Annotated in this window: 13 protein-coding genes and 1 tRNA gene; 7 read left to right on the top strand and 7 right to left on the bottom strand. The window is 65.3% G+C overall.

Annotated features, from left to right (window positions below):
- From Q8L83_RS10375 to Q8L83_RS10365, 3 genes are all read left to right on the top strand, one after another.
- A partial coding sequence (locus tag Q8L83_RS10375; protein WP_305286633.1) for a phosphoserine transaminase occupies positions 1-912 on the top strand: 912 nt, incomplete at its 5' end.
- 146 nt (positions 913-1058) lie between these two features.
- Positions 1059-2636, top strand: coding sequence for a phosphoglycerate dehydrogenase (gene serA, locus Q8L83_RS10370; protein ID WP_305286631.1), 1578 nt, complete (start codon positions 1059-1061; stop codon positions 2634-2636).
- Positions 2637-2676: 40 nt separating this feature from the next.
- Positions 2677-3054, top strand: coding sequence for a hypothetical protein (locus tag Q8L83_RS10365; protein ID WP_305286629.1), 378 nt, complete (start codon positions 2677-2679; stop codon positions 3052-3054).
- Between the two features lie 10 nt (positions 3055-3064).
- Here Q8L83_RS10365 and Q8L83_RS10360 read toward each other — a convergent pair whose 3' ends face one another.
- From Q8L83_RS10360 to Q8L83_RS10345, 4 genes are all read right to left on the bottom strand, one after another.
- On the bottom strand, positions 3065-3196 hold the full coding sequence (locus tag Q8L83_RS10360) for a hypothetical protein (protein ID WP_305286627.1): 132 nt from the start codon (positions 3194-3196) through the stop codon (positions 3065-3067).
- A 17-nt stretch (positions 3197-3213) separates the two neighbouring features.
- Positions 3214-3387, bottom strand: a complete 174-nt coding sequence (locus Q8L83_RS10355; protein WP_305286625.1) for a hypothetical protein — start codon at positions 3385-3387, stop codon at positions 3214-3216.
- A gap of 131 nt (positions 3388-3518) precedes the next feature.
- Positions 3519-4139 (bottom strand): NUDIX hydrolase, encoded by a 621-nt coding sequence (locus tag Q8L83_RS10350; protein ID WP_305286623.1) that lies wholly within the window; start codon positions 4137-4139, stop codon positions 3519-3521.
- Positions 4140-4251: 112 nt separating this feature from the next.
- Positions 4252-5538 carry a cytochrome P450 gene (locus Q8L83_RS10345; RefSeq protein ID WP_305286621.1) on the bottom strand — a complete coding sequence of 429 codons (1287 nt, stop codon included), beginning with the start codon at positions 5536-5538 and terminating at the stop codon, positions 4252-4254.
- Positions 5539-5901: 363 nt separating this feature from the next.
- Between Q8L83_RS10345 and Q8L83_RS10340 the strand changes: the two genes are divergently transcribed.
- Genes Q8L83_RS10340 through Q8L83_RS10330 form a run of 3 tightly spaced genes read left to right on the top strand, consistent with a single transcriptional unit; the run spans position 5902 to position 9568 of the window.
- Positions 5902-7002: a DNA cytosine methyltransferase gene (locus Q8L83_RS10340; protein ID WP_305286619.1), complete on the top strand. Its 1101-nt coding sequence runs from the start codon at positions 5902-5904 to the stop codon at positions 7000-7002.
- On the top strand, positions 6999-8084 hold the full coding sequence (locus tag Q8L83_RS10335; RefSeq protein ID WP_305286617.1) for a DNA cytosine methyltransferase: 1086 nt from the start codon (positions 6999-7001) through the stop codon (positions 8082-8084). The genes Q8L83_RS10340 and Q8L83_RS10335 overlap by 4 nt, the downstream gene beginning before the upstream one ends.
- Positions 8063-9568, top strand: a complete 1506-nt coding sequence (locus Q8L83_RS10330; protein WP_305286616.1) for a restriction endonuclease — start codon at positions 8063-8065, stop codon at positions 9566-9568. The genes Q8L83_RS10335 and Q8L83_RS10330 overlap by 22 nt, the downstream gene beginning before the upstream one ends.
- A gap of 89 nt (positions 9569-9657) precedes the next feature.
- Here Q8L83_RS10330 and Q8L83_RS10325 read toward each other — a convergent pair.
- Positions 9658-9734, bottom strand: a tRNA-Arg gene (locus Q8L83_RS10325).
- 82 nt (positions 9735-9816) lie between these two features.
- On the bottom strand, positions 9817-10767 hold the full coding sequence (locus Q8L83_RS10320) for an ABC transporter ATP-binding protein (RefSeq protein ID WP_305286613.1): 951 nt from the start codon (positions 10765-10767) through the stop codon (positions 9817-9819).
- Positions 10768-10891: 124 nt separating this feature from the next.
- Between Q8L83_RS10320 and Q8L83_RS10315 the strand changes: the two genes are divergently transcribed.
- Positions 10892-11209, top strand: a complete 318-nt coding sequence (locus tag Q8L83_RS10315; RefSeq protein WP_370868382.1) for a zinc-finger domain-containing protein — start codon at positions 10892-10894, stop codon at positions 11207-11209.
- 300 nt (positions 11210-11509) lie between these two features.
- Here the strand turns inward: Q8L83_RS10315 and rarD are convergent, their stop codons facing one another.
- On the bottom strand, positions 11510-12427 hold the full coding sequence (gene rarD / locus Q8L83_RS10310) for an EamA family transporter RarD (protein WP_305286611.1): 918 nt from the start codon (positions 12425-12427) through the stop codon (positions 11510-11512).
- Positions 12428-12466 lie beyond the last annotated feature (39 nt).

Raw genomic sequence — 12466 nt, 5'->3', positions numbered from 1 at the left:
ATGCTGGGCGCGCGGCCCGTGCAGCTGCTGGCCTTCGAGAGCTTCGGCAAGGACTGGGTCACCGACGTGACCAAGCAGCTGAAGATCGAGGCGGAGGTCCTGTCGGCCCCCTATGGCGAGTTGCCGGACCTGACCAAGGTGCGCAAGGACGCCGACCTGGTCTTCACCTGGAACGGCACCACCTCGGGCGTGCGGGTCCCGAACGGCGACTTCATCGCCGACGACCGCGAGGGCGTCACCATCTGCGACGCCACCAGCGCGGCGTTTGCGCAGGACCTGCCCTGGACCAAGCTCGATGTGGTGACCTTCTCCTGGCAGAAGGCGCTCGGCGGCGAGGCCGCGCACGGCGTGCTGATCCTGTCGCCCCGCGCCGTCGCCCGCCTGGAGAGCTACGCCCCGGCCTGGCCGATGCCCAAGCTGTTCCGCATGACCAAGGGCGGCAAGGTGAACCTCGAGATCTTCGAGGGCGCCACCATCAACACGCCCTCCATGCTGTGTGTGGAAGACGCCATCGACGCCCTGAAATGGGGCGAGCGCATTGGCGGCCTGGCCGAAATGCGCCGGCGCGCCGACGCCAATCTCGATGTCCTGGCCCGCTGGGTGGACAAGACGTCCTGGGTCGAGTTCCTGGCGGCCGATCCGGCCATCCGGTCCAACACCTCGGTGTGCCTGAAGGTCGTCGATCCGAAGGTCACGTCCCTGGACGAGGCCGCCCAGGCCGATTTCGCCAAGAAGCTCGCCTCGACCCTCGAGAAGGAAGGCGTGGCCCTGGACATCGGCGGCTATCGCGACGCCCCTCCCGGCCTGCGCATCTGGTGCGGCGCCACGGTGGAGACCTCCGACCTGGAGGCCCTGACCCCCTGGCTCGACTGGGCCTTTGAGTCCCTAGCCGCCGACCTGCAGGCCGCCTGATTCCCCCAAAAGCCCTCCCCCCATGCGGGGGAGGGTTGGGAGGGGGGTGAAACGCCGCCCCCCAATCAGGACCCTAAACCCTCGCCAACACCCCCACCCCAACCCCTCCCCGCAAGGGGGAGGGGCTCTGATGAAGAGAACCGCCCATGCCCCGCGTCCTCATCGCTGACAAGCTGAGCCCCGCCGCCATCGAGATCTTCAAACAGCGCGGCGTCGACGCCGATGTGAAGACTGGCCTGACCAAGGACGAACTCCTCCAGATCATCGGCGACTATGACGGCCTGGCCGTCCGCTCGGCCACCAAGGCCGACAAGGACGTCATCGCCGCCGCCAAGAACATGAAGGTCATCGGCCGGGCCGGCATCGGGGTCGACAATGTCGACATCCCTGCGGCCACCGCCGCCGGCATCGTGGTGATGAACACCCCCTTCGGCAATTCGATCACCACGGCCGAACACGCCATCGCCATGATGTTCGCCCTGGCCCGCCAGCTGCCCGCCGCCGACGCCTCCACCCAGGCCGGCAAGTGGGAGAAGAACCGCTTCATGGGCGTCGAGGTCTACGCCAAGACGCTGGGCCTGATCGGCGCCGGCAATATCGGCTCCATCGTCGCCGACCGGGCGCTCGGCCTGAAGATGAAGGTGGTGGCCTACGACCCCTTCCTGTCGCCGGAACGCGCCGTCGAGCTGGGCGTGGAGAAGGTCGAGCTGGACGAGCTGCTGGCCCGGGCCGACTTCATCACCCTGCACACCCCGCTCACCGACAAGACCCGCAACATCCTGTCGGCCGAGAACCTGGCCAAGACCAAGAAAGGCGTGAAGATCGTCAACTGCGCCCGCGGGGGCCTGGTGGACGAAGCCGCCCTGCGCAAGCTGCTGGACGAGGGTCACATCGGCGGTGCCGCCTTCGACGTCTTCGTCGAGGAGCCGGCCAAGGAGAACGTGCTGTTCGGGGCCGAGAACTTCATCGCCACCCCGCACCTGGGCGCCTCCACCGCCGAGGCTCAGGAGAACGTCGCCCTGCAGGTGGCCGAGCAGATGAGCGACTATCTGCTCACCGGCGCCGTCACCAATGCGCTGAACTCGCCCTCGGTCACCGCCGAAGAAGCCCCGCGCCTGGCGCCCTTCATCGCGCTGGCCGGCAAGCTCGGCGTCTTCGCCGGCCAGATGGTCGACTTCGGCGTGCTGTCCATCGACATCGCCTATGAGGGCGAGGTCTCCAAGCTGAACGCCAAGCCGCTGACGGCTGCGGCCCTGGCCGGCGTGCTGCGCCCCATGCTGGGCGACGCGGTCAACATGGTCTCGGCCCCGGCCGTGGCCAAGGAGCGCGGCATCACGCTCTCGGAGTCGCACCAGGAAGACTCGCCCATCTACGAGACCCTGATCCGCATCACCGTCACCACCGAGAAGGGCAAGCGCTCCTTCGCCGGTTCCGTGCTGGCCGGTACGCCGCGGGTGGTGGAGGTCAAGGGCATGGACCTGGACGCCCCGTTCGGTCCCACCATGCTGTACGTCAACAACGAGGATAAGCCGGGCTTCATCGGCGCGCTCGGCGTCATGCTGGCCGAGGCCGGCGTGAACATCGCCACCTTCAACCTGGGCCGGGTCTCGGCCGGCGACGACGCCATCGCCCTGGTCGGCGTCGATCAGGTCCCCAGCGAGGAGCTGATGGCCAACATCCAGGCCCTGCCCCACGTCAAGGAAGCGCGCACCCTGCGCTTCTAAACGTCTTGCCAGGCGGCGGCCTCAAAGCGACGCTGCCGCCATGGCTGGACCCCCCGATGAAAAGCACTCCCGCACCGTGCCCGGCGGGCGCGGCTATTGGCGGACGCAGCGCCTCTGGGCGCTGGCCGCCGACCTGCCGGTGCAGCGGGTTCCCCTCACCGACATCCCTGAGTTCGACGTCGACTGCTGGTTCCAAGGCCGTCACACACCCAGCATCCGCGGGGTGGCCGAGCACGCGCGGCGCATCTTCAACGCCGAGCTATCCTATCCGGTGATCCTGAACGCCGAGGGCCAGCTGATGGACGGCGCCCATCGCCTGGCCAAGGCCTGGCTGGAGGGCGCCACCCACATCGCCGCGGTGCGCTTCGTCGAGACGCCGGAGCCAGACTGGATCAAGCCCGACAACGACCGCTCGTAAGGCCGCCCCCTCAGGTCGAGGGCAGCGGATACATCTCGCAGCCGGTCGCGCCGCCGCAATCGCTCTGGTTCACCGAGTCGACGTTCGAGCGTCGGCGGTTTTGGGCGTTCCACTCGCTGCGGGGCTTGCACACCTTCTGCATGGAGGCCCTCGACCCGGTCACCTCGACCCGCGACAGATCATCGGATCGGGCGCCGGCTCCGGCTCGACCTGGCCAGGCACGTCGACACCGGCGACCTCGGTCGGCGGCTCGGTGACCGCAGATGTGTCCTGCGCCAGGGCGGGCGCGGCCAGCAAAGCGCTCAACAACAGGGGAAGCAGGAGGCGGCGCATGGGTCAGTCTCTCTGAAGTCTTCCACGGCAGAGTTCACCGGCGCCTCGCCAGCGGCAAGAAAAAACCCAGCCGGGTCCCCGCAAATTCATCGCCCTGCCACCCGCGAGGCCAGCGCCCGGGCTCAAGCGGCTCAGCCCTTGGAGCCGGTCTTGAGCCGTCGGCCCTTGGCCTCGGCCTTGCGGACCTTCTTGCCCTTGCCCGGAGCGGACGACGGCGCGGTTTGTGACGATTTGGGCGAGGATTTGGGCGACGGCTTGGGCGCGGCTTCGGGCTCAGGCGCAGGACGGGCGGCCAGCTCGGCGGCGGCCGATCGCAACAGCTCGCCCAGGGCCGCGTCGCCCAGCAGGTCGAGGGCCGTGTCCAGGTCCGCCCAGCGGCGCTGGCGCTGGGCCTTCTCGTCCCAGCGGTCCAGCTGGCGGGTGACCTCCAGCAGATAGAGGGTGACGGCGATGGTCTCGATCCGCTCGCCGCGAATCCGCTTGGCCAGATAGGTCCCCAAGGGCTGGTCGCTGACCACCCCTTCGACCCCAGCCTCTTCCAGCGCCTCCTGGGCGGCGGACTCCCAGGGGGTGCGGCCGCTCATCAGACCCCCCTTGGGAAACAGCCACCGGCCGGTCCGGCGCGAGGTGACCAGCAGAAAAACCGGCCCGTCCCGCGTCAGGCGATAGGGCACGGCCCCGGCCTGCGGGGTCGGCGCAGTCGCGACCTCGGCTAGGGGGCCGCGCCACCAGTCTTTGAGGCGCCTGAGCATGGGATCCGGTCTTCAAGGGCGGCGGGCGTTTTCGCAAGCCCTGCGGGCCTATAATCCCCTGATTCCCCGTTCGGCTCCCCAAAAGGAAGACGGCTGGCCCATGGCGCTGTGGCTAAAGCCGGGCGGGCAGCACGACCCTCATGTCCTCATAGCCCTTCACAAAGATCGAATAGCTGCGCTTGGGCTCGGCCAGCACCTGGATGTCGGGGAAGCGCTTCATGATCTCCTCCCAGATGATCGTCAGCTGCAGCTCGGCCAGGCGATTGCCCACGCAGCGGTGGATGCCGAAGCCGAAGGACATGTGCTGGCGCGGCCGGGGCCGGTCGATGATGTAGGCGTCGGGGTTTTCGATCACCGTGTCGTCGCGGTTGCCCGAGACGTACCACATGGCCACCTTGTCGCCCTCGCGGATGGTCTTGCCCTCCATCTCGAAGTCCTGCGTCGCCGTGCGCGCCATATGGGCGAGCGGCGTCTGCCAGCGGATGGTCTCCGAGACCATGGAGGGGATCAGGTCGGGATTGGCCCGCAGCTTGGCGTACTGGTCGGGGTTCTGGTTGAGCGCCAGGACCGAGCCGGAAATGGTGTTCCGCGTCGTGTCGTTGCCGCCGATGATCAGCAGGGCGACATTGGCGTGGAAGTCGGCCATCGACATGTGCCGCGTCTCTTCCCCATGGGCCAGCATGGAGATCAGGTCGCCGGTGGGCGGGGCGTTGACCCGCTCGTTCCACAGGCCAGTGAAGAAGCCGAAGCACTCGCTCATGGCCTGGCGCAGCTCGGTCAGGTCGGCCACAGGCCCATGCCCCGGCGCCGTGGTCATGGCATCGGACCAGAAGGTCAGCTTGCGCCGCTCCTCGAAGGGGAAGTCGAACAGGGTCGCCAAGGTCATGGTGGTGAGCTCTTTGGAGACGTGCTCCACCCAGTCGAACTCCTCCCCCACCGGCAGGCTGTCGAGGATCAGGCCGGCCCGCTCGCGGATCAGCGGCGCCATGACCGACAGCGCCATGGGCGACAGGGCCGGGCTGACCGTCTTGCGCTGCACATCGTGGCGCGGCGGGTCCATGGCGATGAAGTTGGAGCCGGACTCCGCATTGGGGTCGCGGAAGCCTTGGGCGGCCTTGGCCGTCAGGGTGATGCCCTTGGCCGAGGAGAAGACCTGGTGGTTGGAATCCACCGCCAGGATGTCGTTGTAGCGGGTGATCGACCAGTAGGCGCCGTAGTTGCTGTCGGGCGTGTAGTGGACCGGTGACTCCTTCCGCAGCCGCTCGAAGGTCGGCCACATGGCGTCGTCGCGAAACAGCGAGGCCCGCGCCGGGTGCAGCTCCTCGATCGGCGTCTCATAGGCCAGCTTGCGCGCCGCCGCCCGCTTGTCGCGCAGCACGTCCACATATCCATCGGCCATGACCGGTCTCCTGCCCTAGAAGGACGGCGGCTCTTACCGGCCCCGCGCCCAAACGTTTCCAACCCCCATGGAGCCCAACCAAACACCGTTCACCAAGGGAAAAGCGTCGTGGGGTGAAGGATCACCCCGGGCCGTGGCCGCTGACCGGAAGCCGCCCCTTGACAGCGGTCGGAACAAATAATGAACTTAATGGCGCGGCATGACCTGTGGGCGAAGAGCGGATCATGAGGAGCAGCTGTTGACGAAGGTCGCGAAGCACCCACCCGTAGGGCCTTTGCTCGCCATCATGCGGTGCGAGCGTAGGTGGGGCTTAACGCCGCCTAACGCTTGGTTCAGAACGTTGCCACCGAGGGGTGCACCACAGTGATTCCGGTTGTTGATCTCTTTGCCGGCGCCGGCGGCTTCGGTATTGCCAGCCGCATCATCGGCGCCGATCTGCGCTTATCGGTCGAGATTGATCAGTGGGCCTGCGAGACGTTGCGCTTAAACGAGACCGACGATCGGCACGTCATCCACGAAGGCAGCGTGGTCGATATGACCGGTGACAGCCTGCGGCAGATGGCCGGTCTCGCTTCGTCGGACCCACTTGTGGTGGTTGGCGGCGCACCCTGCCAACCCTTCTCGAAAAATGCCTATTGGACTGATCCTGGCGAGGACTCCCGTCTTCGCCTCGCCTTCTACCGTGGCGATCAAGCAGCCTATCAGCGACCACCATCCATTACCGAGCCCCGGCCCGATGATCGCCGCAACCTCCTACTTGAGTTCGCACGTCTGACTATCGAGGCGAAGGCTGACGGCTTTGTGCTTGAGAATGTCCCAAGCATTTTCCATCCTCGCAATCGCCAAACGCTTCAAGTATTCATTGACACCCTCAAAGAAGCCGGAATGCAGATTTCGGTCTTTAAGGGAAACAGCGCACAATTCGGGGTCCCGCAAAAACGTGAGCGGATCTTCATCCTCGGCGCCCGACCGCGCGCCCCCGAGGCCCCTGAAATCACGCACGCCGAGGAACCCTCGATTTTCCTCAATCGCTTTGTGACGGTCGGGGACGCCATTGGCGCCTACGCTGGCGAAGAGTTCTTCGAGCCTGAAGAAGTGGTGTCGGGACGCTGGGCCGACCATCTCGCCAACGTGCCGCCGGGTTGGAATTACAAAGCTCATACAGCTTGGGCGGGACACCCGAATCCGACGTTCGAAGCGGAGAGCCGCTTCTGGAATTTCCTACTCAAGCTCCATCCTGAACGCGTGTCTTGGACCGTGGCGGCGTCGCCCGGCCCCTGGACCGGTCCTTTCCACTGGGATTCACGCCGGCTGCGCACGCCCGAGATGGCGGCCATCCAGGGCTTTCCGGAGGGCTATCGTTTTGCAGGACGCCGCCGAGCCCGTGTGAAGCAAATCGGCAACGCTGTCCCCCCGAAGATGGCCGCGGCTGCTGTTGCTAAAGTGCTCGAGGCCATTGCATGAGCAGCACCAAAGCCGGACTTAACTGTGTCTCTCTGTTCAGCGGCTGTGGCGGTCTGGACCTTGGGTTAAAGAGCGCTGGCTTCAGAACGTTGGCCGCAGTCGATATGGACAAGGATTGCGTCGCCAGCTTCCAGGCCAACTTTCCGGAGGCCGACGTCCTCTGCCAAGACGTCGTCGACTGGCCTGAAGATGAGATGGCCAGGTGGCTTCGTCGGCTCCAGCGGCCCATAGCGCTGCTTGCCGCAGGCCCGCCGTGTCCTCCGTTCTCTAAATCGCGCTTCTGGCGGACGGATCTTCCGAGAGGGTTTGAGGACCCCGCAGGCGCTGGAAGTTTCCGCGCAGTGCTCACAGCCATTCGCATTGCGCGGCCACAGGCTTTCCTCATTGAGAATGTGCGCGGCCTGACATACCGCGGGAATCGTCCCGCTCTTGATCAAGTGGTCAAAGAAGCTGAGACGCTAGGCTACTCGGTAACCTGGGTAGTGGTGAATGCGGCAAACTACGGCGTTCCGCAGCTACGCGAGCGATGCTTCGTTGTGGGACTCTTGGGCGACGAGCCGTTCGAGTTTCCCGCGCCTACGCACGCGAAAGAGCCGGGCGACACCGGCCTCGCTCCATGGGTCACAGCAGGGGACGTGCTGAACGACATCGATACCGAAGAGGCCGCCGATAAATGGGGACACACGGCAGGAGGTCGGTTCAAGCACCTCCTAGAAGAATTGCCTCCTGGCGAAAACTACCTCTACTTCACCGCCGAGCGGGGGCACCCTAATCCTCAGTTCAAGTGGCGCTCGCGCTATTGGACCTATCTGCTCAAGCTCAGCCCAGATCTCCCGTCCTGGACGATTCAAGCTAAGCGCACGAACAACATGGGTCCCCTCCACTGGCGAAATCGGGTGTTGCGGATTGAGGAAGTGAAGCGCCTTCAGTCCTTCCCCGATGATTTCGTTCTCTACGGGGACGTCAACAAGAAGTGGCGCCAGCTTGGCAATGCCGTTCCGCCTGTGCTCGCGGAGGCAATTGGCCGAGCTATCGCCACGCAGCTCCGGAGCGCAGGCCAATGGACGACGAAGGTCGCATAGAGCCGACTGCCGCGGCCGCTTTAGCTCCACTCGTCTTCCCGATCGCGAATGACTTCAGCCCTGGCACGCCTGCCCAGAACCCCATCAGGCTCCAGGTCGTACTGAAACTAGTCAAGGCAGCTTCCGGACGGGCGGCACAAGTCGAAGCCATTAGATCACATTACTTCGCAAGCGCAGCTTCGAAGCAGTCCGACCCGAAAGGCCAACTCACGCAGCAGCGTCAGATGGCGAGCAATGTCCTGATCGGAATGGACAGCTTTAAGGTTTACGATGAGAAGCTTGAAGATTTAACACCCCTGGGTAATAGGCTTCTAGCGGAACCGTCGGAGGCTGACGCTGATCGAGAGTTCGCGAAACACATTCTTCTCGAACTTCACGGCATCGAGGTCTTACGAATCATTAAGGCCATGACGTTGAGCGGGCGTCAGGTAGATAAGGTTTCGCTCGCGGAAGAATTGAATCGACGCGGCTTTGTCACGAAGACAGGCATGCCGATCTCCCATAGCGCGAAAAACCATTTAATATACCTGAAATGGCTTCGACGAGCAGGCGTGCTACCGGCCTCTGGCTATGATATTGATGACGATGCCGTCAGATATATTGCTGGCACTTCGATTGACGACGCCAACAAGGCCACCGAACTTAACGACAGACAGAAAGTCTTTGCGGCCGCGCTGCGTCGTGACTTCGACCTAAACGGCTCGCGTGATGTTTGGGTCCGGGATTTGCGCGCCCTCTGCCAGCAAACCCACCCGAAGGTATTCAGGCGCACAGACGATCTTCGGAAAGCCATCATCAACCCGCTCGTTAAGGAGGGGTGGATTACCCATTCCGAAATAGCAGGCCGAAGCTCTGGACGGGGCAGAGGTGGCGATTCCGGCACCGTTAGGGCCACAGAACAGTTAGCCACAGTTGACCGCGCCTATTTGGGTCTAGGTTCCCTGGCGGGCATCCCAGCTGAGGTTCTCCGGCACCTGCGGCGCTCGCTCGAGCAGATTATGGAGGAACTGAAGAGCCCTGACACTGGCGTCAAGGGTTTGGCGCTTGAGACTCTGGCTGTGCGTCTTCTCTATGAGCTTGGGCTTACACCGGTGGCTTTCCGCGCGCGCGGCTCGGAGAACAATGGGGCTGAGGTAGATCTGATTGCCGAAGGTGCCGATACTCACTTCCATCGCTGGATGATACAGTGCAAGAACACACCGAAGGTTAATGTCGAAGCCTTAGCCAAGGAAATTGGCATGGCGGTACTCTACAGGGCTCAGGTCATCCTTCTAGTAACCACCGGCGACTTCAGCTTAACGGTTCGGCGGCATGCACAAGAGTTGGCAGAAACCACCAACATGCAAGCCCTCTTGATCAACGGGGCTGAGCTAGAGACGTACCTTAATGAAGGTATCGCTGGACTCTTCCGGCAGTTCGAGCAGCGAGCGCGTGAAGTCCTTGGATGGAAGACTTCCCAGCGCGGTGTAGAGGCCGAGGAATAGGCCGTCTCACCGGCGACGGTGCAGAACTCAGATAAACTCAATCGAGTTAGAATCGCTTCGGCACGCCGGTTCCCACGCATTAAGACGCCTGGCGCACCCGACACGATTCGAACGTGTGACCTTTGCCTTCGGAGGGCAACGCTCTATCCAGCTGAGCTACGGGTGCATGGCGCCTGTGGGCGGAGCGGGTTTCTAGCCGAAAGGGGGCGGGACCGCAAACGGGTTTGGCGGACCTCGACCGCGGCCCTTTACGCCACCAGCGGGGTCTTGTCGGTGGTGAGGTCGACGAAGACGTCCTCCAGGCTGGGATCCTCGGTGGCGATGTCGCGGATGCGCAGGCCAGCCGCCCGGACGGCGGCCAGCACCTGCTCAACGCTGGACTGGCCGGTGCGATAGGTCACCTGGAAGGCGCCGCCATTGCGCAGCTTGGTCTCGAAGCCCGGCAGGGTCGGGGCCTGGATCACCGGCTCCTCCGGGGTCACCAGGACGGCGCGGGTGTCGAGCCGCCCCAGCAGGGTGGCGGTGGATTCACACGCCACCACCTCGCCGCGGTTGACGATGGCGATCTGGTCGCAGAGCTCCTGGGCCTCTTCCAGATAGTGGGTGGTCAGCACGATGGTGACGCCCATGCGGTTCAGCTCGACCACATAGTTCCAGAGCTGGCGGCGCAGCTCCACGTCGACGCCAGCGGTGGGCTCGTCCAGGATCAGGACCGGCGGATTGTGCACCATGGCCTTGGCCACCATCAGCCGGCGCTTCATGCCCCCCGACAGCTGGCGGACATAGGCATTGGCCTTGTCGGCCAGGCCGAGCGCCTTGAGCAGCTCGTCGGTGCGGCGCTCCTTGCGGGGCACGGCGTACATGCCGGCCTGGACCTCCAGCGACTCCCGCGGCGTGAAGAACGGGTCGGCGGCGATTTCCTGGGGCACCACGCCGATGGCGGCCCGCGCATCCCGGGGCTGGGTGTCGATGTCGCGGCCCCAGATCTTCACCGTGCCCGAGGTCTTCTTGGTCAGGCCGGCCAGGGTGTTGATGAAGGTCGACTTGCCCGCCCCATTGGGTCCCAGCAGGCCGAAGATGGAGCCCCGGGGAATGGCCAGGTCGATCCCGCGCAACGCCTTCATCTCCGGCGTGGTCTTGGTGGCCGGGTAGGTCTTGACCAGGCCCGTGGCCTCGATGGCGAATTCCGGAAGATCCATGCCGTCCCCTTGAGCGGCGCCAGACAAAGGGTTTGCAGGCGCGATCATTGACGGGCCAAGCCCGCCTCGCATACCTAGGCGCGAGCGGCGCCTGCGCCAAGCTTCCGAGCGGAGATTTCCCCTTATGGCCCGTCCGACCGAAAACCGTGGCGTCCAGGTCCAGAGCGGCGCTGAGCCCATGCCGGCCAAGCCGGCGGTGACGGCGCTGACCGCTTCGGCGCGGCCCGCGCCCGAGGTGGTCTATGTGCGCACCGGCCGGATCGCCTGCGACGGGGTCGGCGGGGCGCTGGGCCATCCGCGGGTCTGGCTGGAGATGGGCGAGGCGACCTTCGTCGAATGCCCCTATTGCGACCGCCGCTTCATGCTGGCCCAAGAGGCCGGCGAAGGCCCGGAAAACGAGCGCCTGGCCCCCGGCGTCTACGAAGGCCCCCACGGGCACTAGGCGCCGGCGCCTCCGGGCGCTCCGCCGTCTCCCCTATCCTCTCCCATCGTCATGCTCCGCCCTGTGCCGAGCATCCCTGTCGATGACGGGCGCAAGCGTCGCGAGGGATCCTGGGCACAAGGCCCAGGATGACGGTTTGGGGTTGTGCGAGCATCCGCATCGCCTTTAGCGCCGCAGGCGCTTGAAAAAGGCGGGACACAAAGAACACGAAGCTAGCCAAGGGCATAAAGGAGTCGGCGCCCGCCTTCGCGCCCCTTTGTGTTCTTCGTGTCCCCTTTTTTTTGGCGCTGCGCGCGGCGTTCAGACGACCGGCGCCACGGCGTCCGGCACGCGGCGCGAGGCCCGCCACAGGCCGTAGGCGAACACGCCCGCCCCGATCCAGATGAAGACGAAGGACGTCAGGTTGAGGGGCGTCAGCGCCTCGCCCTGCAGCACCCCCATGACGAAGGTCATGGACGGGGCCAGGAACTGCATGAAGCCCATGGCCGAGAGCGGGAGGCGGCGCGCCGCCCAGGCGAACAGCACCAGCGGAATGGCCGTCGCCGCCCCGGAGAAGATCAGCCAGGCGGCCGGGGCCACCCCCTGGGTGAAGTGGTCGGCGCCGGCCTGGGCCAGCCAGATGGCGAAGACCGCGCCGGGAACGCCCAGCAGCAGGCACTCGATGAAGAGGCCGGTCTGCGCATCGGCCGCCACCCGCTTGCGCACGATCCCATAGCCGCAGAAGGAGGCGGCCAGGGTCAGCGACACCCAGGGCAGCCGCCCAAGCGCCAGGGCCTGGAGCGCCACGCCGACCACGGCGAGCGCAATGGCGATCTGCGCCGTGCGGTCGATCCGCTCACGGAACAGCAGGGCGCCGGCGGCCATGTTCAGCAGGGGATTGATGAAATAGCCGAGGCTGGTCTGCAGCACCCGCTCATTGTTCACCGCCCAGATGAACACCACCCAGTTGGCGGCGATCAGCAGGGACGACAGCGTCAGAAGTCCCAGCACTCGGGGCTTGCGGAACACCGCTAGGGCCTGGCGCCCCTGCCCGGCCATCCAGACGAACAGGCCGGCGATGGGGATGGCCCAGAAGGTGCGGTGGGCGAGCGTCTCCCAGGGGCCGACCCCGTAGCCGCCGATCACCTGGAAAACGAGCGGGATGAAGCCCCAGATCAGATAGGCCATCAGGCCTGCGGCGAACGCGATCGGCGGCGGAGAGGGCGGCGTCGGGGCCACGGCACAGGCTTTCGGCTGGAAGGAATCGGCGCCCCAGGG

The organism is Phenylobacterium sp., assembly GCF_030680185.1.
Lineage (GTDB): Bacteria > Pseudomonadota > Alphaproteobacteria > Caulobacterales > Caulobacteraceae > Phenylobacterium.
The sequence above is the reverse complement of the archived record's forward strand: the minus strand, read 5'-3'. Positions and strand labels throughout refer to the sequence as shown.